Source organism: Nocardia sp. NPDC056952, assembly GCF_042674185.1.
Lineage (GTDB): Bacteria > Actinomycetota > Actinomycetes > Mycobacteriales > Mycobacteriaceae > Nocardia.
The window spans coordinates 125,321-148,962 of record NZ_JBHURA010000006.1; the positions used below are offsets into that span (position 1 = coordinate 125,321).

Annotated in this window: 21 protein-coding genes and 1 riboswitch; of the genes, 5 read left to right on the top strand and 16 right to left on the bottom strand. The window is 68.6% G+C overall.

Going from position 1 to position 23,642, the window contains the following annotated elements; genetic code table 11:
- Window positions 1-22 precede the first annotated feature (22 nt).
- From ACFTS5_RS21695 to ACFTS5_RS21730, 8 genes are all read right to left on the bottom strand, one after another.
- Window positions 23-217, bottom strand: a complete 195-nt coding sequence (locus ACFTS5_RS21695; protein ID WP_378633773.1) for a hypothetical protein — start codon at window positions 215-217, stop codon at window positions 23-25.
- A 156-nt stretch (window positions 218-373) separates the two neighbouring features.
- Entirely contained in the window at window positions 374-2,017 is a 1,644-nt protein-coding gene (thiC, locus tag ACFTS5_RS21700; protein ID WP_378633775.1) for a phosphomethylpyrimidine synthase ThiC, read from the bottom strand.
- Window positions 2,010-2,136, bottom strand: a riboswitch (TPP riboswitch). It overlaps the preceding gene by 8 nt.
- Window positions 2,137-2,210: 74 nt before the next feature.
- Window positions 2,211-4,469, bottom strand: coding sequence for an MMPL family transporter (locus ACFTS5_RS21705; RefSeq protein ID WP_378633778.1), 2,259 nt, complete (start codon window positions 4,467-4,469; stop codon window positions 2,211-2,213).
- A gap of 149 nt (window positions 4,470-4,618) precedes the next feature.
- Entirely contained in the window at window positions 4,619-5,794 is a 1,176-nt protein-coding gene (gene fahA / locus ACFTS5_RS21710) for a fumarylacetoacetase (protein ID WP_378634480.1), read from the bottom strand.
- Window positions 5,795-5,840: 46 nt separating this feature from the next.
- On the bottom strand, window positions 5,841-7,043 hold the full coding sequence (locus tag ACFTS5_RS21715) for a homogentisate 1,2-dioxygenase (RefSeq protein WP_378633780.1): 1,203 nt from the start codon (window positions 7,041-7,043) through the stop codon (window positions 5,841-5,843).
- Window positions 7,044-7,165: 122 nt separating this feature from the next.
- Window positions 7,166-8,002 carry an exodeoxyribonuclease III gene (locus ACFTS5_RS21720; RefSeq protein WP_378633783.1) on the bottom strand — a complete coding sequence of 279 codons (837 nt, stop codon included), beginning with the start codon at window positions 8,000-8,002 and terminating at the stop codon, window positions 7,166-7,168.
- A 22-nt stretch (window positions 8,003-8,024) separates the two neighbouring features.
- On the bottom strand, window positions 8,025-8,984 hold the full coding sequence (locus ACFTS5_RS21725) for a GNAT family N-acetyltransferase (RefSeq protein WP_378633786.1): 960 nt from the start codon (window positions 8,982-8,984) through the stop codon (window positions 8,025-8,027).
- Window positions 8,974-9,564: a peptide deformylase gene (locus ACFTS5_RS21730; RefSeq protein WP_378633788.1), complete on the bottom strand. Its 591-nt coding sequence runs from the start codon at window positions 9,562-9,564 to the stop codon at window positions 8,974-8,976. The genes ACFTS5_RS21725 and ACFTS5_RS21730 overlap by 11 nt, the downstream gene beginning before the upstream one ends.
- Before the next feature lie 172 nt (window positions 9,565-9,736).
- Between ACFTS5_RS21730 and ACFTS5_RS21735 the strand changes: the two genes are divergently transcribed.
- From ACFTS5_RS21735 to ACFTS5_RS21755, 5 genes are all read left to right on the top strand, one after another.
- Window positions 9,737-10,063 (top strand): DUF3263 domain-containing protein, encoded by a 327-nt coding sequence (locus ACFTS5_RS21735; protein WP_378633791.1) that lies wholly within the window; start codon window positions 9,737-9,739, stop codon window positions 10,061-10,063.
- A 42-nt stretch (window positions 10,064-10,105) separates the two neighbouring features.
- Window positions 10,106-10,666, top strand: coding sequence for a LytR C-terminal domain-containing protein (locus tag ACFTS5_RS21740; RefSeq protein ID WP_378633793.1), 561 nt, complete (start codon window positions 10,106-10,108; stop codon window positions 10,664-10,666).
- Between the two features lie 89 nt (window positions 10,667-10,755).
- Window positions 10,756-11,451: a superoxide dismutase family protein gene (locus tag ACFTS5_RS21745; protein WP_378633796.1), complete on the top strand. Its 696-nt coding sequence runs from the start codon at window positions 10,756-10,758 to the stop codon at window positions 11,449-11,451.
- A 12-nt stretch (window positions 11,452-11,463) separates the two neighbouring features.
- Window positions 11,464-12,606 carry a glutamate--cysteine ligase gene (locus tag ACFTS5_RS21750; protein ID WP_378633799.1) on the top strand — a complete coding sequence of 381 codons (1,143 nt, stop codon included), beginning with the start codon at window positions 11,464-11,466 and terminating at the stop codon, window positions 12,604-12,606.
- A 50-nt stretch (window positions 12,607-12,656) separates the two neighbouring features.
- Window positions 12,657-14,009 carry a DUF5933 domain-containing protein gene (locus tag ACFTS5_RS21755; RefSeq protein WP_378633801.1) on the top strand — a complete coding sequence of 451 codons (1,353 nt, stop codon included), beginning with the start codon at window positions 12,657-12,659 and terminating at the stop codon, window positions 14,007-14,009.
- Here ACFTS5_RS21755 and mnhG read toward each other — a convergent pair.
- From mnhG to ACFTS5_RS21795, 8 genes are all read right to left on the bottom strand, one after another.
- Window positions 14,006-14,308 carry a monovalent cation/H(+) antiporter subunit G gene (gene mnhG / locus ACFTS5_RS21760; protein WP_378633804.1) on the bottom strand — a complete coding sequence of 101 codons (303 nt, stop codon included), beginning with the start codon at window positions 14,306-14,308 and terminating at the stop codon, window positions 14,006-14,008. The two genes, ACFTS5_RS21755 and mnhG, sit on opposite strands and share 4 nt — an antisense overlap.
- The gene (locus tag ACFTS5_RS21765; protein WP_101465412.1) at window positions 14,305-14,565 is read right to left on the bottom strand and encodes a monovalent cation/H+ antiporter complex subunit F; all 261 of its coding nucleotides are present in this window, start codon (window positions 14,563-14,565) and stop codon (window positions 14,305-14,307) included. The genes mnhG and ACFTS5_RS21765 overlap by 4 nt, the downstream gene beginning before the upstream one ends.
- Window positions 14,562-15,104 carry a Na+/H+ antiporter subunit E gene (locus tag ACFTS5_RS21770; protein WP_378633808.1) on the bottom strand — a complete coding sequence of 181 codons (543 nt, stop codon included), beginning with the start codon at window positions 15,102-15,104 and terminating at the stop codon, window positions 14,562-14,564. The genes ACFTS5_RS21765 and ACFTS5_RS21770 overlap by 4 nt, the downstream gene beginning before the upstream one ends.
- Window positions 15,105-15,112: 8 nt before the next feature.
- Window positions 15,113-16,708, bottom strand: a complete 1,596-nt coding sequence (locus ACFTS5_RS21775) for a Na+/H+ antiporter subunit D (RefSeq protein ID WP_378633810.1) — start codon at window positions 16,706-16,708, stop codon at window positions 15,113-15,115.
- Window positions 16,705-17,088 (bottom strand): Na(+)/H(+) antiporter subunit C, encoded by a 384-nt coding sequence (locus ACFTS5_RS21780; RefSeq protein WP_378633812.1) that lies wholly within the window; start codon window positions 17,086-17,088, stop codon window positions 16,705-16,707. Before ACFTS5_RS21780 ends, ACFTS5_RS21775 begins: the two co-directional genes overlap by 4 nt.
- On the bottom strand, window positions 17,085-19,874 hold the full coding sequence (locus ACFTS5_RS21785) for a Na+/H+ antiporter subunit A (protein WP_378633815.1): 2,790 nt from the start codon (window positions 19,872-19,874) through the stop codon (window positions 17,085-17,087). Before ACFTS5_RS21785 ends, ACFTS5_RS21780 begins: the two co-directional genes overlap by 4 nt.
- 114 nt (window positions 19,875-19,988) lie before the next feature.
- Entirely contained in the window at window positions 19,989-21,266 is a 1,278-nt protein-coding gene (locus ACFTS5_RS21790) for a hypothetical protein (protein ID WP_378633818.1), read from the bottom strand.
- A gap of 72 nt (window positions 21,267-21,338) precedes the next feature.
- Window positions 21,339-23,585, bottom strand: coding sequence for an AAA family ATPase (locus ACFTS5_RS21795; RefSeq protein WP_378633820.1), 2,247 nt, complete (start codon window positions 23,583-23,585; stop codon window positions 21,339-21,341).
- Window positions 23,586-23,642: the final 57 nt, after the last annotated feature.

Below are 23,642 nucleotides of genomic sequence, written 5' to 3' on the forward strand. Positions count from 1 at the left end.
TTACCCCGCGCGCCCTCGTGGCCTAGGCGCTGCCCGTCAAGAGGGCGGTGAACAGGTCGAACAGCGGGCGCAGGGCACACGGGCTCGTGTCGGAGGTGCAGCCGATGGACGACGAACCGGAGTCGGCGACCGGGAGGGACGCGGCCTGGGCGGTGCCGAGCGGGGCGGCGAGGGACAGGGCGGCGGCCACGAGGGCCCCGGCGACGATGCGCTTCATTGATTCACTCCAGTGCTCGGCGTGCCGGTAGGTCGACACGATTGCCAATCGTTACCGATCGCCACGGTGCGCGAAAGCCCCGAAATCCAGGGTGCACGCGTACGACGCCCGCCCGATCGCGGAGATCGGACGGGCGTCGGCGAGGGTGGAGCGGGGTCAGGAGACGACCGGGAGGTACACCTTGCTGCCGTGGTCGGCGAACTCGGCGGACTTCTCGGCCATGCCCGCCTCGATGGCGGCCACATCGGTGAGCCCCTGCTTCTCCGCGTATTCGCGCACGTCGGCGGAGATGCGCATCGAGCAGAATTTCGGACCGCACATCGAGCAGAAGTGGGCGGTCTTGGCGGGCTCGGCGGGCATGGTCTCGTCGTGGTACTCGCGGGCGGTGTCGGGATCCAGCGAGAGCGCGAACTGGTCGTGCCAGCGGAATTCGAAACGGGCCTTGGACAATTCGTTGTCCCGGTCCTGGGCGTGCGGGTGACCCTTGGCGAGGTCGGCGGCGTGGGCGGCGATCTTGTAGGTGATCACGCCGACCTTGACGTCGTCGCGGTTGGGCAGGCCCAGATGTTCCTTGGGGGTGACGTAGCAGAGCATCGCGGTGCCGGCCTGGGCGATGATCGCGGCGCCGATGGCCGAGGTGATGTGGTCGTAGGCGGGCGCGATATCGGTGGCCAGCGGGCCGAGGGTGTAGAACGGCGCCTCTTCGCACAGCTCTTCCTCGAGCTTCACGTTCTCGACGATCTTGTGCATCGGCACGTGGCCGGGGCCTTCGATCATCACCTGCACGCCATAGGATTTCGCGATCTTGGTGAGTTCGCCGAGGGTGCGCAGCTCGGCGAACTGGGCCTCGTCGTTGGCGTCGGCGATGGAGCCGGGACGCAGGCCGTCACCGAGGGAGAAGGTCACGTCGTAGCGCGCCAGGATCTCGCAGAGTTCACGGAAGTGCGTGTACAGGAACGATTCCTGGTGATGTGCCAGACACCACGCGGCCATGATGGAGCCACCGCGCGAGACGATGCCGGTGACCCGCTTGGCGGTGAGCGGGATGTAGCGCAACAGCACGCCCGCGTGCACGGTCATGTAGTCGACGCCCTGCTCGCACTGCTCGATCACGGTGTCGCGGTACATCTCCCAGGTGAGCTTGGTGGGATCACCGTTCACCTTCTCCAGCGCCTGATAGATCGGCACGGTGCCGATCGGGACGGGGGAGTTACGCAGAATCCACTCGCGGGTCTCGTGGATGTTCTTGCCGGTGGACAGGTCCATGATGGTGTCGGCGCCCCAGCGCGCGGCCCACACCATCTTCTCCACCTCTTCGGCGATCGACGACGACACCGCCGAGTTGCCGATATTGGCATTGATCTTGACCAGGAACTTCTTGCCGATGATGGTCGGCTCCAGCTCCGGGTGGTTGTGGTTGGCCGGAATCACCGCGCGACCGAGCGCGACCTCCTCGCGCACCAGTTCGGGCGAGACCCCCTCGCGGGCGGCGATGAACCGCATCTCGGGGGTGATGATGCCCTGACGAGCCCAGGCGAGCTGGGTCGGCGGGCCGTCGACGGTCGGGGAGTCCCATTCGTCGCGCAGTTTCGGCAGCCCGGCTTCGAGGTCGATCACCGCGTTGCCGTCGGTGTACGGCCCCGAGGTGTCGAAGACATCGAAGTGGTCGCCGTTGGTGAGGTTGATCCGGCGAACCGGGATGCGCAGGCCGTCTACCTCCTGGTAGTGCTTGACGCTGCCCTGGATCGGACCGGTGGTGACGGTGTCGACCGTCCTGTCAGAAGACGTGTTCGAGCCCACGATTGTTCCTCCCTACGCCGGCATTACCCGGTCAGGTTCATACGGTCGACGGCCCTGAACGCCCGATATGGGCTAGCCGTCCTCTCAGCCCGCTGGTGCGAGCCCCCGTTGGTGTGAAGTGCGCCGCCGACGATACCCGCCCCGGATCGCGACCCGCCCGGGGATGGACCGGACGGATCGCGCGCGAGGCTCGCTACACCGCTGCCGAGTCGAGCTGTTTCGGCGCGTCGTGCGCGTCGTTCTCGGCTTCATCGAGCCCGAACTTGCTGTGCAGCACCATCAGTGGCTTCGGCGCCCACCAGTTCCAGGTGCCCATCATTCGCATGAGCGCGGGGGCGAGCAGGCCGCGGATCACGGTCGCGTCGCTGATCACCGCCAGCGCGCAGCCGAGGCCGAACAGTTTCATCATCGACACGCCGGAGCTGGCGACGCCGAGGAACACGATGCTCATCAGCAGCGCGGCGGCGGTGAAGATGCGTCCCGTGCGGGCCACGCCCATCGCGACCGCCTCGGTATTGCCCTCGGTGGTCTTGGGCCCGGCCAGCCATTCCTCGCGGATCCGCGACAGCAGGAAGACCTCGTAGTCCATGGACGCGCCGAACGCCAGGCTGAACATGAGGATGGGCATGGCCAGGTTGAGGGTGCCGGTCGCGGTGAAGCCGAGCAGCCCCGACAGATGGCCTTCCTGGAAGATCCACACCATCGCGCCGAACGTCGCCGCCAGCGACAGGATGTTGAGGATCAGCGCCTTCACCGGCAGCACCACGCTGCCGGTGAACAGGAACAGCAGCACCAGCGTGGTGAGCGCGATCAGCGCGCCCGCCAGCGGCAGTTTGCCGGTGATCGCGTTGACCGAGTCCTGGTTCAGCGCGGCCGGGCCGGTGATCAGGGCTTTCGACGGTGCGGGAACGGCGCGCAGGGTGTCGAGCTGGTTGCCACCCGCGTCGGAGTAGGGGTCGACCGTGGTGGCGACCGACAGGTAGGCGCCGTGCTGCGGGTCCGTCATCTCGGGCACGCCAGGGGCCACCCGCAGCCCGTTGCGGTACACCGCCGCGCTGCTGAGCACGGCCGGGACGTCGGGCACCTTGGACAGGTCACGGGCGTAGGTATCGAGTTCGGCGGTGCTGCCCCGGAATTCGGGTAGCACGATGGTCGCGCTCGAGGCCAGGTCGGCATCGAATTCGGTACGCAGGATGTCGCCCACTTCGCGACTGGCGACATCGGTGGGCAGCGACCGGTCGTCGGGGTAGCCGAACTGGACACCCAGGAACGGCGAGCCGAGCAGCAGCAGGAACGCGGTGGTGGCCAGCGCGATCGGCAACGGACGCTTCATCACCGCGGTGACCAGGTGGTACCAGAAGGTCTGACGCGGTTCCTTCTCCGTCCTCGGGGTCAGCCGGAACAGCCGGCGCATCGGTGCGCGCAGGTCGCCCGCATCGATGCGGTCACCCACCAGAACGAGCAGGGCGGGCAGCACGATCACCGCGGCCGCGGCGGCCGCGGCGACCACGGCGATGCCCGCGTAGGCGAACGACTTGAAGAAGTACTGCGGGAACACCAGCAGCGCCGACAGCGAGAGCGCGACGACCAGCGCCGAGTACACGACCGTACGACCGGCGGTCTGGATCGCACGGGTCACCGCCGCCGCCGGGGTGGAGCCCGCCGTCAGCTCTTCGCGATATCGGCTGACGATGAACAGGCTGTAGTCGATCGCCAGCGCCAGTCCGAGTGCCGTGGTCATGTTCAGCGCGAAGATCGATACATCGGTGAGCGCGGTCAGCACGCGCAGAATGCCCAGCGACGCCGCGATGGCGAACAGCCCGATCGCGACCGGCAGCGCGGCGGCCATGAGGCTGCCGAACACCAGCGCCAGCAGCAGGCCGGTGATCGGGATCGCGATCGCCTCGGCGATGATCAGGTCCTTGCTGATCTGGGTGTTGATATCGGCGAAGGAGGCGGCGAGCCCACCGGCCTTGACCGTGACGGGGCCGTTCTCGACCTGAAGTTCTTCGCTCAGCTGGGCCGCCCGGACGGGCAGTTCGGCGTCGTCGCCCTCGATGCTGGCCAGGATGAGCGCGTGGGTGCGGTCCTTGCTGAGCATCGCCTGTTTGAGATCGGGGCGCGCGGTCCAGTACGACTGGACGCCGCTGACGATCTCCGGATGCGCGGCGAGGACCGCCAGCGCGCGGTCGGCGGCCGCCCGCGCGGCGGCGGAATCGGCTACGCCCTCGGTGGTGATCGTCAGGACGTAGTTGGGCTCACTGCCGGGGAAGTGGTCGCTCAGATACTGGCTGGCCTGGACCGAATCGAGATCGTCGGTGACAAATCCACCCGACTTCATGTGCGAGTGCACCGTGGCACCGATCGCGCCGCACAACACCATCAGCACCAGCGCGACCGCGACCACCCATCGTGGTCGGGCAACGGCGGTGCGGGCGATTCTCGTCAACATCGTCGGGTGCCCTCTGCTCGGAAACGTTCGAACCGTCACCGTATCCCGCGTCGAATTATCTCCGATACCGCCTCGGGGTGGAGGTCGGTCGAGTACCATCTCCGCCCCTGGGTGGACGCGGAGGACTGCCCACAACCGCTAGTGGTGTCTCAGATATCGCGTGCCCGCAGGATTCGGCCGCCGACCTCGCCGAGGCCGATTCGCCTGCCCTCGGTGCCCGGCGCGGTGGCGGTGATCGTCACCTCGTCGCCGTCGGCCAGGAATGTGCGGGTCTGATCGTTCACTGTGATGGGTTGTGTTCCACCCCAGGACAATTCGATGAACGACCCACGTTGGGACGGCTCCGGCCCGGAGATGGTGCCGGAGGCGTAGAGGTCGCCGGGCCGGATCGAGGCGCCGTTCGCGGTGAGGTGGGCAAGCATCTGGGCGGGTGACCAGTACATGCGTGAGTAGGGCGGATGCGCGACGACCTCGCCGTTCCAGGCGACGGTCAGGTCGATGTCGAGGCCGAAGTCGCCGGTGCCGCGCAGGTAGGGGAGAGGTTCTGGGTTCTGTGCGGGTAGCGGCACCCGCGCCTGAGTCAGCGCGGCCAGCGGGGTGATCCAGGCCGAGAGCGACGTGGTGAACGACTTGCCGAGGAAGGGGCCGAGCGGCTGGTACTCCCAGGCCTGGATATCGCGGGCCGACCAGTCGTTGACCAGGGCGACGCCGAACACATGCTCGGTGAACTCGTCGACGGTGACCGGTACGCCGAGCGTGGATCCGGAGCCGACGACGAAGCCCAGTTCGGCCTCGATGTCCAGCCGCTGCGACGGTCCGAAATCCGGTGTGCCCGCGGCGGTCCGGCGTTGTCCTCGCGGCCTGATGACCGGGGTGTCCGAGACGACGACGGTGCCCGCCCGGCCGTGGTAACCCACCGGCAGGTGCCGCCAATTCGGCAGCAGCGGTTCACTGTCCGGACGGAACAGCCTGCCGAGGTTGGTGGCGTGGTCGATGCTGGCGTAGAAATCGACGTAGTCGCCGATCCGCACGGGCAGTGCCATCCGCACAGCGGACAAGGGATACACGGCATCGATCGGCAGCGCCGTATCCGCGAGCGCGCGCAACCTCGCGCGGACCTCGCGCCAGCGCCCGGAGCCTTGCGCGAGAAACGCGTTCATCTCGGGGCGGGCGAACACCGGATCATCCAGCAGCACAGCCAGATCGAGCACCATATCGCCCAACCGGCAACCGACCCGGAAAGCACCGTCGTGGGGTGCGAAGACGCCGTAGGGCATATTCTCCGGCCCGAACAGCGAGTCGGCCGGTACTTCGACGCGCAGCACCTGCGCGCCGGTCATCGAAAGCCGCCGTTCACGCCACCGCGCTCACTCATGCCTGCCCCGGCCCACGACCGGACCACGTCCACGCGTAAGTGGGATCTTCGCAGGCCAGCGCCCCTTCGCCGAGTTGCAGCGGGCGGAACGTGTCCACCATCACCGCCAGTTCGTCGAAGAACTCCGCCCCGATACTGCGTTCATAGGCACCGGGCTGTGGGCCGTGCGCGTAACCACCGGGATGCACCGACACCGAACCCTGGGCGATACCGGAACCCTTGCGCGCCTCATAGTTCCCGCCGCAATAGAACATGATCTCGTCGGAATCCACATTCGAGTGGTAGTACGGCACCGGAATCGACAGGGGGTGATAGTCGACCTTGCGCGGCACGAAATTGCAGATAACGAAATTGGTGGCCTCGAAGGCCTGATGCACCGGCGGTGGCTGATGAACGCGGCCGGTCAACGGTTCGAAATCGGCGATATTGAACGTGTACGGATACAGGCAGCCGTCCCAGCCGACCACATCGAACGGATGCGTCGCGTAGGTCATCCTGGTGCCGATCACCTCGGTGCCCGCCCGGTGCTTCACCAGCACCTCCACATCGGTGTCCTCGACGAGCAGCAATTCGAGTGGCCCGTGCAGATCCCGCTCGCAATACGGCGAACTCTCCAGTAGCTGACCGAATTTCGAGAGATAGCGCTTGGGCGGGGTGATGTGGCTCGACGCCTCGATCACGTACGCGCGCAACGGTTCCTCGCCCATCGGCAGCCAGCGGTGGGTCGTCGCGCGCGGCATGAGCACCTGATCGCCCTGGCGGACCGGCACGATCCCGAACACGCTCTCCACCACGGCCGCACCGGATTCCACGTACACCAGCTCGTCGCCGATGGCATTGCGGTACAGCGGGGACGCGCCCTTGGCGACCACGTACGAGATCCGCACATCGGCATTGGCCAGCAGCAACCTGCGCCCGGTCACCGGGTCGGTCGTCGTCGCCGTATCGCCGGGAAACAGCAGTGGCAGCCGCAGATGCCGGTGGTGCAGTGGATGATTCGGCGTCAAGGTCTGATCGGGCAGCTCCCAGACCGTAGCGTCGACGATCGCGGGCGGCAGTGCGCGGTGATACAGCAGCGAGGAGTCCCCGGAGAACCCCTCCTCGCCCATCAGCTCTTCGTAGTAGAGGTTGCCGCGCGCATCCCGATGCTGCGTATGCCGCTTCGGCGGCACCGTCCCGGCCCTGCGATAAAACGACATAAAGCGCGCTGACCGCCTCTCCGCGTCTTCTGGCCAGACTGAGGAGCGTTACCGGCGGCGACGCGGCCGCCGGTAGGCGGTTTTCAGCTTAGCCCGTACCCGGTGAGTTACCCATGTACTTGCTACGCCTCGGTGTCCGGAATCGAGGTCGAGAATTCGGCGATGACGGGTGCGTGGTCGCTGGCGCCCTTGCCTTTGCGTTCCTCCCGGTCCACCGAAGCGTCCTTGATCTGGTCGGCGAGGGCGGGGGAGGCGAGGATGAAGTCGATGCGCATGCCCTCTTTGCGGGGGAAACGCAGTTGGGTGTAGTCCCAGTAGGTGTAGACACCGGGGCCGGGGGCGAACGGGCGCATCACATCGCGGAAGCCGATGTCGAGCATGGACTGGAACGCCTCGCGTTCGGGCGCGGACGTGTGGGTCTTGCCGACGAACAGTTCCGGCGCCCAGACATCGTCGTCGGTGGGGGCGATGTTCCAGTCGCCGACCAGCGCGATCTTCGCCTGCGGGTCGTCGGCCAGCCAGCCTGCCGCCTTCGCGCGCAGGGTCGAGAGCCAGTCCAGTTTGTAGGTGTAGTGCGGGTCGGCGAGCGTGCGCCCGTTGGGGACGTAGAGGCTCCACACCCGCACCCCGCCGCAGGTCGCACCGATCGCGCGCGACTCCACCACCGGCGATTCGATCAGCGAATCGCCGGCGTTCTTGTCGAAGCCGGGCTGATCGGGGAACGCGAGCTCGACATCGGTGAGCCCGACCCGCGACACGATCGCGACACCGTTCCACTGATTGAGCCCCACGTGCGCCACCTCGTACCCCGCGGCCTCGAACTGCTCGAACGGGAACTGATCGTCACGGCACTTGGTCTCCTGCAACGCCAGCACATCGATGTCGTGGCGGTCCAGAAAGGCGATCGCCCGATCGACGCGGGAGCGGATCGAGTTGACGTTCCAGGTGGCGAGACGCACGACGGCGATGGTCCTTTCGGGACTAATGACTCTGGGGGGCGGCGTAGCGGTAGGCGTGATGTTCCATGAAGCCGAGTTCGCGGTAGAGGGCGAGGGCGCCGGAATTGCCCACCTCCACCTGGACGTAGGCGTGGCTCGCGCCCAGCTCGGCACCCCACCGGATCAGTTCGGCGCACAGCAGCGCGCCGAGTCCGTTGCGGCGGTGCGCGGTCGCTACGGCCACACAGGTGAGCCCGACCCAGCGCCGGCCGTCGGGGGCGGTGGTCACCGCGCCGCGGCCGATGGACAGGGGTTCGGGCAGGCCGAGCGAGGCGAAGCCGAGAGTGCCGTCCAGCACCGAGGTGAGCACGGCGCGGTCTGGTTCACGCACGGTCGGATCGAGCGGGATCTCGCCGCGGTAGCGGTGCGTCCGCAGCCAGCCGTCCTCGGGTTCGTCGGAGATACGGACCATCGACGGTCCTTGCGGCAGTACGAAATTCGCGATGTCGAGACCGAGGACCACGGTCTCGCTCCAGGTGTTCCAGGTCGGCGGGACGGGAGCGAGCCGGTCGGGTAGTTGCAGCAGCAGCGGCAACCCCTGACTCGTGTACCAGTCCGCGATCTTGTGCATGGTGTCGATCGACAACACCGCGGGCACACCCGACTCGCCCAGCGGCACAGCTGAATTCGCGCGCCCGGTGTAGCCGTTGCCCGCTCGTACCAGCCAGCCGTCGATCCACAGGTGCGCGCTGCCCGGCCAGGCCATAGCAGCCGCGGTCTCCAGCGACCGGATCTCCTTGGTCCGAATGGGCCTTGGCCCCAGCGCCTTCAACGCCACAACGCGATCGGCGGACACCGAGACCAGCTCGCCCTCGGCGGTCCGCACCGACGGCGGCGTGAGCGACACCAGTTCGCCGATCACGTCGGTGAGTGGCTGGGGATAACCCGCGGGCAGCTGGTACCGCATCACCACCCGGCGGCCGAGGGGGATATCAGTCGTCATGACCGAAGGGGTCGGGGACGGTGCCGGGGATCCAGCTCAAACCCGGTGTACCCCAGCCGTTTCGCTTGATCGCCTTCTTGGCGGCGCGGGCATTGCGGCCGATCAGCACGTCGACGTAGAGGAAACCGTCGAGGTGGCCGACCTCGTGCTGGAGCATGCGCGCGAAGAAGCCGGTGCCCTCGAGCTCCACCGGCTCGCCGTTCTCGTCGGTCCCGGTGACCTTCGCCCAGTCCGCGCGACCGGTCGGGAACTGCTCGCCGGGCACCGACAGGCAGCCTTCCTCGTCGTCATCGGGGTCGGGCATGGTCTCGGGGATCGCCGAGGTCTCCAGCACCGGGTTCACCACCACGCCCTTGCGGCGGACGGGATTGCCGGTGGCGTCGAAGTCGGGGCAGTCGTAGACGAACAGGCGCTTGCCGACGCCGACCTGATTGGCCGCCAGGCCGACACCCTTGGACTCTTCGAGAGTGTCGTACATATCCGCGATGAGCTCGGCCAGCTCCGCGGGGGTCTCCGTCACCTTCGCGGTGGGGTTGTGGAGAACGGGGTCACCGACGATCACGATCGGGAGAATTGCCATGGTCGCCATTATCGCCGCTGGCGCGGGCGGAGGATCGGCGGACCCCTGTGGGCCGCGCCACCCCTACTGGCCTTCAGTCAACACGCCGTGACATGGGTCGAAGGATCAGGGGAACCCGTGGTTGAATGACGACGGTATCTACCCATCTCGTGATACTCGGCGAGGGAGCAAGATGGACGGCGCAGCAGCTCGGCACATCGCGGAGGGCCACTCTGCGGGCGAACAGGATTCGGCCGCCGACGAGAGCACCGGTCTGAGTCGTCGTGAGCTCGACATTCTGGACTTCGAGCGCAAATGGTGGAAATACGCGGGCGCCAAGGAAGACGCGATCCGCGAGCTGTTCGCCATGTCGGCCACCCGGTACTACCAGGTCCTCAACGCTGTCGTCGACTCCGACGCGGCGCTGGCCGCCGACCCGATGCTGGTCAAGCGGCTACGCCGGCTGCGAGCGAGCAGGCAGAAATCGCGTGCCGCCCGCAAACTCGGTTTCCAGGTCTGACATGACGGCCACACACCGTTCGTTGCGACTAGGGTTGGGCGGGTGAGCAACCCGAACCCCACCCCCGGCGGCCCGCCGTTGCGCGCGCTGGCGATGGTGTTGATCGCGCTGGCCATTGTCTTCGCCGGTCTGGGTGCGATGTCGCTGTCGAACTCCGATGCCGTGGCATCGGATACCGAGCAGACCGAGACCACCACCTCCAGCGCGGTCGCGCAGGCGCCTGCCACCACGCCCGCGCCGAAGACCACCAGCGCGGCCGCTGCCCCGACCACCACCACGACGACTTCCGTCGCGCCGACGACCACCACCACGGCACCCGCGACGGGCGCCACGGATCAGACGGTGTCGGTGCGGGTGCTGAACAACAGCCTGGTCGCCGGCCTGGCCGCGCGCACCGCGAGCGAACTCACCACCGCGGGCTGGACCAACGTGAGCACCGGCAACTACAGCGGCGAGAACCTGACCACCACCACCGTGTACTACGGCGGCGGCGCGCGCGACAAGGCCGCGGCCACCGAGATCGCCGAGCAGGTCGGCGGGACGGTCGCGCCCAAGTCGGGGGACACCTCGCCGGGTGTCGTCGTCGTACTGACCGGTCGCTGAACCAGGCGCGGCACGCGGTGCCGTAGGCCGTGTCGCCGCTGTGGCATCATCTTGAGCGGTATAGCCCCAGTCCGATAAGGAGTCCCCTGATGGCCACGTCGACAACTCGTCGCCCGTCCTGGCGCATTGTGACCCCGGTGCTCGCGGTCGCCGCGTTCGGGCTCGCAGCCTGCACCAACAGCCAGGAGTCGAGTGACGTCAAGGGCACCACGCCGCCGGTGTGGACCAGCTCGGCGGCACCCGCGGGCGAAAGCGGCGGCCACGGTGGCGGTCACGCCGCACCGTCGGAGACCGCGGCTCCCGGCCACGGCGACGACCACGGTGGCGTGGCGGGCGGCCTGAAGACCTCGCTCAAGAACGGTGCGGGCGCCGAGGTCGGCACCGCGACCATCGTCCAAGAGGGTGGCCACCTGGTCGTCACCGTCGAGGCGCGCGGTCTGACCCCCGGCTTCCACGGCCTGCACTTCCACCAGAACGGCACCTGTGAGGGCGACTTCGCCTCGGCCGGTGGGCATCTGCAGGTCGGCGGTGCCACCGCGCACCCGGCCAGCGGTGACCTCACCTCGCTGCAGGTCGGCGCCGACGGCTCCGCGAAGCTGGTCACCCGGACCGACTCGGTCACCCTCGACAACGTCAAGGGCAAGGCGCTGATCATCCACGGCGGCGCCGACAACTTCGGCAACATCCCGCCGCGCTACACCCGCGAGGGTGGCACCGGACCGGACGAAACCACGCTGACCACCGGTGATGCGGGCGCCCGGGTGGCGTGCGGCGTCGTCGGTTAGCGAGACACTCCCATGGCCGGGGCATTCGAGTCGGTTTCGTTTCGCGGTTCGCCCCGGCCGACCATCGGCATCGAATGGGAGATCGCGCTCGTCGACAAGGTGACGCGTGATCTGTCCAACACCGCCTCGGCGGTCTTCGACGCGGTCGGTGACCTGCGCGCCCACGACGGCACCCAGCAGGTCACCAAGGAACTGCTGCGCAACACGGTCGAATTGGTGACCGGCGTGCACGACACGGTCGGCGGCGCGGTCGAAGACCTGCACGGCACCATGAACGCGGTGCGGCGCGCGGCCGATCCGCTCGGTGTCGACCTGTTCTGCGCGGGCACCCACCCGTTCGCGGCGTGGTCGGCCCAGCAGCTCACGCGCTCACCGCATTACGACGAACTGATCGAACGCACCCAGTGGTGGGGCCGTCAGATGCTCATCTGGGGCGTCCACGTGCATGTGGGAGTGTCGCACCGGGACAAGGTCTTTCCGATCCTGAACTCGCTGCTGCTGTCGTATCCGCATCTGCTCGCGCTGTCGGCGTCGTCGCCGATGTGGTCCGGCGACGACACCGGTTACGCCAGCAACCGGGCGCTGATGTTCCAGCAGTTGCCGACCGCCGGGCTGCCGTTCCAGTTCGAGAACTGGCGCCAGTTCGAAGGTTTCGTGCACGACCAGATGAAAACCGGTGTGTTCGAACAGCTCGGTGGGATGCACTGGGATATCCGGCCCGCGCCCAAGTGGGGCACCATCGAGGTGCGCGTGTGCGACGGGCTGTCCAGCCGCGCCGAACTGGCCTCGGTGGCCGCGCTGATCCACTGCCTGATCGTCGACCTGGATCAGCGCCTCGAGAACGGCGAGCAACTGCCGACGCTGCCGCCATGGCATGTGCAGGAGAACAAATGGCGCGCCGCGCGCTACGGGCTCGACGCGATCGTGATCGTCGACGACGCCAGCAATGAGCGTTTGGTCACCGACGATCTGATGGATCTGCTCACCCGGCTCGAGCCGACCGCGAAGCGTCTCGGCTGCGCCGACGAACTGGCGGCGGTGGCTGACATTCCCCGTCACGGTGCCTCCTACCAGCGGCAACGCCGGGTCGCCGCGCAGACACAGGGCGATATGGTCGCGGTCGTCGACGCGCTGGTGCGCGAGCTGGATCAGTAGCGTTCAGCTGCGCGGGGAGATCGCGTTCACCCGCCGTTTACGATGGTCGGATGCTTGTCGAACATCCGCGCGACGTTGCGGGGGGTGCCACCCTCGGTTCGCGTCTGCGTGAACCACGCACACTCGCCGTCGCCGGGGTGGCCGCAGTGCTCGCGCTGCTGGTCGGATTGCAGATCGTCGCGTCGCTCAGCGGCTTCGACGGACCGCTGGCCAGCCTGGCTCGCGACTTCGTCGGTACGCCCAAGTCGATGTCGGTGCCGTGGGCGGGACTGGTGCTCGCGCTCGTCGGGATCTCCACGCGCCGCCGGGTGTTCGCGCTGGCCGCCGCGATCGGGATCGACGCGGTGTGGGTCGCGCTGCGACTCATCGACGGCAAGCCGTTCACCGTCGGCAACGGGCCGACGATCGTGCTGGCCGTGCTGGCTGTCGTCGCGGCAGTGCGATGGCGGGGTCGTGAACGTCGCGACGCGTTGAAGGCGGTCGCGCTCGGTGCGCTGCTGGTGCTGGCCACCAAGGTCGGCGATGTGTGGCTGCACCTGACTTCGGCGGTGCGGCCCACCGTGCTCGACGAATACGTGCTGCTCGCCGATCACGCGCTCGGTGATCCGTCGTGGGTCGTCGGGCGCGTGCTGGATGTGCTCGGGCCCGAGGTGTACGCGGTGCTGCACTGGGTCTACATCGAATTGCCGGTGGCCGCGATCGCGGTAGCGGTATGGCAGTTGCGCGCAGTGGTCACGACCGGGCAGTGGCCGACCCACTACCTGGTGCGCACCTTCCTGGTGCTCGGTCTGGTCGGGCCGCTGTTCTACGTGCTGTTCCCGGTGGTCGGGCCGATGTTCGCGTTCGGTGCCGACGGGCACGGTTTCCAGGTGGGCAATTTCTGGCCCGCCGCGATGCCGCCGCTCGATGCGAACCCGGCCGCGCTCACCTTCGACGAGTTCACTCCGCGCAACTGCATGCCCTCGATGCACACCGCGTGGGCGCTGTCGCTGTTCATCCACACCCGCCGCGATGTCGACGGGTCGCGAGCCCCGGTCTGGATGCGCTGGGGCGGGGCGTTCTGGCTGGCCGCCACGGTCACCGCGACACTGGGTTTCGGGTATCACTACGGCGTCGACCTCGTGGCGGGCGCGGTGCTGTGCCTGACCGTCGAGTCGGCGCTGCGTGCGCCCGAGCGTGGTTGGGGCGGCTTCCGGATCCGGCTGGTCGGCTTCGGTGTGGCGGTGTTCGCGGGGCTGCTGCTGTCCTACCGGTACCTGGCGGTGCCGATGGCGGAGTATCCGGTGGCCGCGGGCGCGATCGTCATCGGGCTGTTGGCCGCGGTCGCGATCGCCTTCCACAACACCTGGTTCGCCACCGCGCCCGCACCGGCCCTCGAGCGAATCGCGACGCCCGCCACCTAGAACAACCCGTCGCGGTGGCGCTGTTCGCGGTAGGCGGTGCGGCCGATGAGATGGGCGACGACCGGCGCGGTGATGATCGTGAACAGGCCGGTGAGCACGAGCATCCAGACATTGACGTCGTCGCGGATGTCGATGCCGGTGCCGACGAGAACCAGCATGAGGCCGACCACCTGTGGTTTGGTGGCCGCGTGCATGCGCGTGAGGGTGTCGGGGAAACGGACGATGCCGATCGACGCCGTGAACGCGAGTGCGCAGCCGGTGAGGATCAGCACCGCCGACACCCATTCCCATACGCTCATCGGTCGTCCCTGACCCGGAATCGGGTGACCGCGGCCGAGCCGAGGAAACCGACCAGCGCGAGCGCCACGATCGCCGGGATCACCGTGGTGTCGTCGCTGTAGGCGGCCCACACCGCCAGCCCGGACGCGGCGATGGCCATCAGTGAATCGATGCCGACGACGCGATCGAGGGTGCTCGGACCCGCGAGGACGCGGTAGCTGGTGATCACCGCGGCGGCCGTGAGCAGGACGGCGGCGATGACGGCGACGACAGTCATGGTTGCACCTCCGGTGGTGTTTCGACGCGGCGGCGTTCGCTCGGTCGTTCGAAGGCATTGATCATCAGGTGTTCCAGGCGCCGGGTGGTGCGGTAGAACTTCACCACCGCCTCGTCGCTGCCCACATCGAGCACGTGGACATAGACCACGCAGCGCGCGCGGTCGAGTTCGAGGACCATGGTGCCGGGGATCAGGTTGAGCAGGTCGGTGCACATCACCAGCACCAGATCGGACTGGATGGCCAGATGCACGCGCAGCACGCCCGAGACCGGCGGGCCGCTGGGCCGAATCGCGAACCAGGCCACCTGCAAGCTCGATTCGAGCGCGTAATAGGTACCGACAGCGATCAATTCGAGAAACGACAGCGGATGGAAGCGCCCGGCCACCGGGACCAACGGGAGTGGCAGCGCGAAGACCACGATCAGTGCGACGACGGCCCCGGCGAGGACGTTGGCCAGGCTCAGATCGCCCCAGAGCGCGACCCAGACGGCGGTGAGCCAGATCAGCACGGCGACGCGAAGGATATTGTCGCGGTTCACGAGCCGGCTCATCGCAGCACCGGGCCGAGGACCGAGTCGATGTAGACCGACGGGTCGTTCAGGTCGTCGGCGGCGCGCTCGGCGATGCCGAGGACCGGTCCGGCGAACACCGTGAGCGCGAGTCCCGCGGAGACGAGCCCGATGGTGGCCAGCACCATCAGCACCGGCATCCGGCCGGGATCGGTGCGGTCCTCGTAGTACACATCGGTCGAATCCTCCACCAGTGTCGGTAGATTCGCCGCGGTGAGATGACCTTCCGGCGCCTCTTCGCGTGGTCGCCAGAACGCCTTGCTCCAGACCCGCGCCACCGCGTACAGCGTGAGCAGGCTGGTGATCACCGAACCCGCGACCAGCACCCACGCCAGGACGCTGCCCTCGGCGGCACCGGCTTCCAGGAGTGCGACCTTGCCGATGAATCCCGAGAAGGGCGGGATACCACCGAGATTCAGGGCCGGGACAAGGAACAGCACGCCCAGCAGTGGACTGGCTGTCGCCAGTCCGCCGATCCGGCGCAACGACACCGAGCCGGCCTGGCGTTCGATCAGTCCGACGGCGAGGAACAGCGCGGTCTGCACCAGGATGTGGTGGGCCACGTAGAACACCGCGCCGGTGAGGCCCGCGGTGGTGGCGAGGCCGATACCGAACACCATGTACCCGATATGGCTGACCAGTGTGAACGAGAGCAGTCGCCGGATATCGGTCTGCGCGATGGCGCCGAGGACGCCGACGATCATCGTCGCCAGTCCGCACACCAGCAGGATGTCGTCGAACGCGCCGTCGGGGAACCAGAGCGTGTGCGTGCGGATGATCGCGTACACACCGACTTTGGTGAGCAGACCCGCGAACACCGCGGTGACCGGCGCGGGCGCGGTGGGGTAGGAGTCGGGCAGCCAGCTCGACAGCGGGAACACCGCCGCCTTGATCCCGAACGCGACCAGCAGTACCGCGTAGCAGGCGGTGCGTACGCCACTGGGCGTCGCTTCCAGGCGCACGGCCAGTTGCGCGAGATTCAGCGTGCCCGTCGCCGCGTAGGTGAGGCCGATGCCGATCAGGAAGATCAGCGACGACACCATCGACACCATCACATAGGCGATGCCGGTGCGGATCCGTTCCTCGGTGGCGCCCACGGTGAGCAGGACGAACGAGGCGACGAGCAGGACCTCGAAGCCGACGAACAGGTTGAACAGGTCACCGGCCAGGAACGCGGTCGACACGCCCGCGGTCAGGATCAGATAGGTCGGCCGGTAGATCGAGGTCGGCTGGTGTTCGCCACCGTCGGAGATGTTCTGTCCCGCACCGTAGATCGACACCACGAGCAGGACGAAGGCCGAGACCAGCAGCATGGCGGCACTGAGCCGATCGACCACCAGCGTGATCCCGATCGGGGTCGGCCAGCCGCCCACCTGCACCGCGGTGGTGCCGTCGCGGTCGGCGAGATACAGCAGCAGGGCGCTGATCAGCAGCACCACCGACAGCGCCGTGAGCGTGATCATCGCCTGGAGCCGTGGGCGGCGGCCGAACACCAGGGTCGCCGCGGCGGCGAGCAGCGGAACCAGCACGGGCAGTGCGGCGATGGCGGGCAGCAGTTCCGGGGACAGGGTCACTGTTCGGGATCCTCCCGTTCGCGGCGGGCGGCGACCTGGGCGTCCTCGGGGTCGTTGGTCACGTCTTCGGTGGTGGTCAGCATGTAGGAGCGATAGGCCAGCGCGAGCACGAAAGCCGCCAGGCCCATGGTGATCACGATCGCGGTGAGCACCATCGCCTGCGCGAGGGGATCGGCCATGCCGTCGGGGGAGGTGTCGGCGCTGCCGAGGATCGGTGGCTTCCCGTCCTGGCCGCCCATCGTGAGGATCAGCAGGTTCACCGCGTTGCCGAGCAGGATCATCCCCAGCAGCATCTTCGACACCACCCGCTCGAGCAGCAGGTAGACACCGCACGCGGTGAGCACGCCGATGGTGATCAGGAGAACGAGGTCGGCACTCATGGGATTTCCTTGTCCAGGCGGGCGCCGAGGCTGCGCAGGACGTCCAGCACCAGCCCGACGATCACCAGGTAGACGCCGAGGTCGAAGAACATGGCGGTGACCAGTTTGAGGTGGCCGAGCAGCGGCAGCGTCACCTCGATGATCGCCGAGGACAGGGGCGGTGCGCCCAGCAGGAGCGACGCGGTCGCGGTGCCCGCCGCGAGGGTGAGGCCGGCGCCGAGCAGGTGCCCGGCGTCGACCGGGAGCGCTTCGCCCAGTTCGTATCGGCCACCCGCCAGGTAGCGCAGGGTCAGCGCCAATCCGGCGACCAGGCCACCCGCGAAGCCGCCGCCGGGCGCGTTGTGGCCGGAGAAGAAGAAGTACACCGACAGCACCATGATGGTGGGGAAGACCAGGCGGGTGGTGATCTGCAGGACCATCGAGCGATCGCGGCGATCGAGGAGGCGGGCGGCGGGCAGCCAGCTCACCGCGTCGGGGTCGTAGTTCGGGGAATCGGCGGCGCGGGGTGCGCTGCCGAAGCGGCGGCTGCGGAAGACCAGCGACGCGACGCCGGTCGCGGCGACCACGAGCACCGAGATCTCACCGAGGGTGTCCCAGGCGCGGATGTCGACCAGCAGGACGTTGACCGCGTTCTTGCCCCCGCCGATCCGATAGGCCGCATCGGGGATGGCATGCCAGATCGGGTTGCCGTGCCTGGCGGCGATGGCGAACGCGGCGAGTACGGGGACGGTGATGCCGACGCCGATGGCCAGCAGTGCCCGGCGGAACTTGAACGCCGTGCCCTGGCTTTCGGCGATCTCCGCCGGGAACGCGCGCAGCACGAGCACGAAGACGACCAGAGTCAGTGTCTCGACCAGGAATTGGGTCAGTGCGAGATCGGGGGCGCCGTGCAGCGCGAAGATCACGCCGCAGCCGTAGCCCGTCACCCCGACCACGAGCACGCTGGCCAACCTGTTGCGCAAGACGGTGGCGGCCAGCGCCATCGCGATCATGATCGCTCCGATCGCCGCCTGCAACGGTGAATCCCACAGTCGCAGTTGCACTCCGGTCCGCGTGCCGATCGCGAGCATCACCGTCGGCAACACGATGAGCGTGCCGAGGATGGTGGCCTGGCTGGCGGGCAGCGAACCCGACTGCACAGTTCCGGTGATACGCAACGACAGTCGGTCCATCGCGCGCAGGGCCGCGTCGTAGTTGCGATCGGCGTTGCCGAGACGCGGGTGCGCGGGTTCGCCGATCCGGCCGCGGATCAGGAACAGGGCGATACCGGCCGCGACGATGACCACCGTCAGCGCGAGCGGTCCGGTGAAGCTGTGCCAGAGGGCGAGATGGGTGTCGAGCACGCCCGGCAGCGACTCGGCGTACGGGCTCAACCATCGATCGACCGCCTTGGTGTCGAGACCCCCGGCCAGCCCGGCCACCGCGAGCACCGCGGGCGGACCGAGCAGCAGCGGGCCGGGTGCGTGCCAGGTGACCGCGCGCTCGGGATTCGCGGTGACTCCGAAGGCGCCCCAGACGAATCGGATGCTGTAGGCCACGGTGAACGCCGACCCGACGGTGACACCGGCCAGCAGCGCGAACCGCACCGGCGGACTCAGTATCCCGGCCGACCACAGCGCGCCGAGCGCCGACTCCTTGCCGACGAAACCGAGCAGCGGCGGCAGCCCTGCCATGCTGAGCGTGGCGAGTACCGCGATCGCGCACAGCACCGGCGCACGCCGGCCGAGCCCGGACAGCCTGCGCAGATCCCTGGTCCCCGCGCCGTGATCGATGATGCCGACCACCATGAACAGGCACGCCTTGAACAGCCCGTGCGCCACCAGGAGAGCGAGCCCGGCCAGCGCCGCGTCGGGCGTGCCGATGCCCATCATCGTGATCATCAGACCCAGCTGGCTGACGGTGCCGAACGCCAGCACCAGCTTGAGATCGTGTACCTGGATCGCCCGCCACCCGGCCAGCAGCATGGTGGCGATGCCGAGCGGCAGCAGCATCAGATGCCATGGCGGGGTCTGCGCGAGCGCGGGCGCCAGCCGGGCCACCAGGTAGATACCGGCTTTCACCATCGCGGCGGCGTGCAGATACGCGCTCACCGGTGTCGGCGCCGCCATCGCGCCGGGCAACCAGAAGTGCAGCGGCACGATCGCCGATTTACTGATCGCCCCGATCAGCACCAAGCCGATCGCGACCGACACCGCGCTCCCGTCCGGGACCGAGCTCGCCGCGAGCAGGTCCGAGAGCAGGAAACTGTCGTAGCGCAACCCGAGGACCACGATGCCGACCAGCATCGCCAGCCCGCCCGCGCCGGTCACCAGCAGCGCCTGGATCGCGGCCCGTCGACTGACCGCGCGTTCGGCGTAGTGGCCGACGAGCAGGAACGACAGCACCGTCGTGATTTCCCAGAACACGTACAGCAGCAGCATGTTATCGCTGGTGACGAGCCCGAACATGGCGCCGGCGAAGCCGGTGAGCTCGGCCGCGAACACCCCGAGCCTGGCCTCGTCACGCTCGAAGTACCGCCCGCAGTACGCCAGGATCAGCGCGCCGACGCCGAGCACCAGCGTGCACATCACCGCGGACAGGGCATCGAAACGCAGATCGATGTCCATCGAGATCTGCGGCGCCCATTGCACATGGGTGCGCACAGTGGTTCCCCAGTGCGCGATCACCCACCCCAGGCTGCCCAGCGGTACCAGGGCGAGCAGGTAGAAAGCGTTGCGGCCGAGCACTCGTACACACAGCGGGGCCAGGAGGGCGGCCAGTGCGTGAACGAGCAGTACGGCTAGCAACTCCCCCTCCGTCGGGTAGGTAGCGGTCGAGTAGCGCGTCCCGATCCTACGGGCGCGGACGGGATGTTCGGCGGCACCGAGGTTGTCGCGTCGGCCATGTCGCGAGCGGTCCGGCTATGGTTGCGCCGCCCGTGGCTGCGCGGGTGGCCGGATCTGATAGAGCACCGCGAGTCCGGCCGCTGCGCCGACGGTGATGGCCAATGCCACCTGCCCCGGCACTCGATCGGCGACGGCGGTGCTGCCCGTCGGCCAGTGCCGCTGCCCGGTGGGAATCGACCACAGGATCGACGGCAGGTACAGCGCGCCGAGCCCCAGCATCGCGCTCGGCAGGTAGCTGACCCGGATCGAGCCGATGGCGAAACCGGTGACACAGGTCAGCAGCACCACCCCGGCCGTCCACACGAACGCCCACGGAAGACGTTCGGCCACAATGGCGAAACCGCAGATCACGGCGGCGCCGAGCAGCACGCCCCACGGTGTCGCCCACCGCAGGCCCGCCAGGATGGCGACCGCACCGACCACAAGGACGAGGACGAGATGCCAGCCGAGGCGGGGTGCGTCACTGAGTGAATCGGCCGCGGCGGCGACGCTCACGGCGATCAGCACACCGGTGCCGTCGCGGCCGGGCAGCAGCGCGGCGGCCACGAACGCCGCCACGATCGTGACGATCACGGCGAGCGCGACCTGCCAGGAGGTCCCGCGGCGGGCGTCGAACTCGCGGCCCAGCCACTCGGTGGCGATCAGCAGCGACAGCGACAGCACCGTGGTGGCGATGATCGGGGCGATCGGCAGATCCGCCGCCATCCGCGGCACCGCGGGCAGCATGATGCCGTGCCGATGGCGCGCGGTGTTCACCGCCAGCAGCACGACCGCGGAGCCGACCAGCCAGAACGGGGTGTGCACGGCCTTGTCCGCCGTCGCCGCGGCGTTCGAGGTGAACACCGCCACGACTTCGCCGTAGACGAACACGACCAGGACCCCGAGCCCGAAACCGACCGCGGACCAGCGCATCCGCCACGCGCAGATGCACAGTGCCCCGAACAGCACACCGCCGCACAGCGAGTCGATGTAGTTCTGGGTGGTGAGTACGTCGGCGGAGGTCATCGCCTCGCCGATGAAGTAGTTGATCGCCAGCGCCGCCGCCCCGCCCGTCGCGGTGAGCCAGATCAGCCCCGGCCGGGTGATCGGCCTGGCCAGCACGGCGACGACGACAGCGACGATGAGACCGAGTGCGGCCGCGCGGGGAACGCTGTTGATCAGACTGGTGACGCGGTACGGCGAATCGATCGACGAACCGTCGCCGAAGCTGAACGGCAGGAACAGCGACATCCCCGCGGCCGCGGCGCCGGCGAACGCCGTGACCACGTCCAGACCATCACCGATCTTGGGCACCGTGCCGACGTTACCGGCGACACACACCTCCACCGGGGATGTCGCGGCCGGATCAGGGTGGCGATTTCGGCCTCAAGCCCTGCTCTCGGCATAGCGACGCAGCGATTCGACCTGCTCGGGGTCCAGGGACGGCCGCACGCTCGCGCGGGCGGTGGCCACGTCCTCGGCCGTGACGTCGGCGGCGGCCATATCGCGGCGCAGGGCCGAGAGCGCGGCCTCGCGCAGCAGGGCGGCGCAGTCGGCAGCCGAGTAGCCGTCGAGATCCTCTGCCAGCGCGGCCAGGTCGACATCCCGGGCCAGCGGTACCGAGCGGCCCGCCGTGCGCAGGATCTCGAGCCGGGCCGGGCCGTCCGGTGGCGGGACGAAGACGAGCCGGTCGAGCCGGCCCGGCCGCAGCAGCGCGGGATCGATCAGTTCGGGGCGGTTGGTCGCGCCGACCACCACCACATCACGCAGGGGTTCGACGCCGTCGAGCTCGGTGAGCAGCGCGGCGACCACCCGGTCCGACACCCCGGAGTCGCTGCTCTGGCCGCGTCGGGGGGCGAGCGCGTCGACCTCGTCGAGGAAGATCAGCGAGGGTGCGGAGTCGCGGGCCCGCTGGAACAACTCGCGCACCGCGCGTTCGGAGGAGCCGACCCACTTGTCCATCAGCTCAGCGCCTTTCACCGCGTGCACGCTGAGCTGGCCGGTCCCGGCCAGCGCCCGCACCAGGAAGGTCTTGCCGCAGCCGGGTGGCCCGTAGAGCAGGACCCCGCGCGGCGGTTCGATGCCGAGGCGGGCGAAGGAGTCGGGGTGGCGCAGCGGCCACAGCACTGTTTCGGTGAGTGCCTGTTTGGTTTCGATCATGTCGCCGACGTCGTCGAGGTCGAGCGAGCCGATCGCCAATTCCTCTGTGCCGGAACGGGACAGCGGCCGGATCACGTCGAGCGCGCCGATCAGATCGTCTTGGACGAGTTCGGGGTCGGTGTGCTCGCGGCTGGCCCGGCCCGCCGCGCGCACGGCCGCTTCCCGGCACAGCGCGGTCAGGTCGGCCACCACGAAACCCGGTGTGCGCGAGGCGATCACATCGAGGTCCAGTTTTCCCGCCGGCACCTTGCGCAGCAGCTGTTCCAGCAGCGCCCGCCGGATCGCCGCGGTGGGCAGCGGCAATGCCAGTTCGCGATCGCACAGATCCGGAGCGCGCAGCCGCGAATCCACCTGTGTCGGATGGGCGGTGGTGGCCAGCAGGGCGACGCACGGTGCGCGCACCGCGGCCCGCAGCTGGTCGAGAACGAGGGTGGCGACGGGCTCGGCCTCGGCGGGCAGCAGCGCGTCGATATCGGTGATCAGCAGCACGCCGCCCTGCCCGGTGGCGACATCGGCCACCGCCTCGGCGACCTCACGCAGCCGGGTGCCACTCTCGGTCGCGCCGACGCTCGGCCCGTCGAGCTCGACGATACGACGCGGTGCGACAACAGCTTTGGCGAAGGTGGCCTTGCCGACCCCGGCGGGCCCGGTGATGAGGACACCGAGGTGCGCCGGTGCGCCGAGCGTCTTCAGCAACTCCGGCTCATCGAGCGCCAGGCTCAGCCATTCGGCCAGCTTGGCCGCCTGGCTCTGCACACCCGCCAGATCCTCGATCTGGACCGGCGTGCTGCCCGAACTCACCTTCACCGCGGCGGTTCCCGGCTGATCCGGCTCCGAAAACCATTGTCGGCCCGCCTTGCTCGAAGGCCGCACATCGCCGTCACGTTCCACCGTGTGCTGGATCGCTGCCGCACCCGCACCCGCACCCCAGCCGACGGCCGAATTCGGTTGCACGCTCACCGGTCCCGGCATGGGCTCGATCGCCGTCACGGTGAGCAGTTCGGTGGTCCAGGCGATCCCGAAGGCACGCGAGAGCGCCTGGGTGGCCGCCGCGGAACTGATATCGGGTCCGAGATCGCGCGGCAGCAGCGATACCGTGTCACCGACGGTCACCACCTTGCCGAGCAGCGCCTGCCGCAGGGTGGCCGCCGGGATGCTGGCCACAGCGTGCGCCGAGCCGCTCAGCGAGATCTGCCTGGCGCCGAAGACCGTCACCGGGGCGACAGTCACCGCCGCGTTCTCCCGCAATCCCACATTCGACAGCGTCACGTCATCGAGCAGCGCCACCCCCGGCGGACTGTCCGCGGGCGCCTTCGCCACCACCGCCGCGGTCCTGCGCGCGCCGATCAGCGCGATGCCGTCCCATTCGCGCAGGCCGAGCGCGGTGAGCGTCTCGGGGTGCAGGCGCACCACCCCGCGACGAGCGTCGGCTGCGGAGGGATTGAGCCGGGCGGTGAGCGAAAGTTCAGCCACCGCCCCATTCTGCCCTTCGCGGCGCGATCAGGAATCGATAGGCCGACCGCAAGGTCA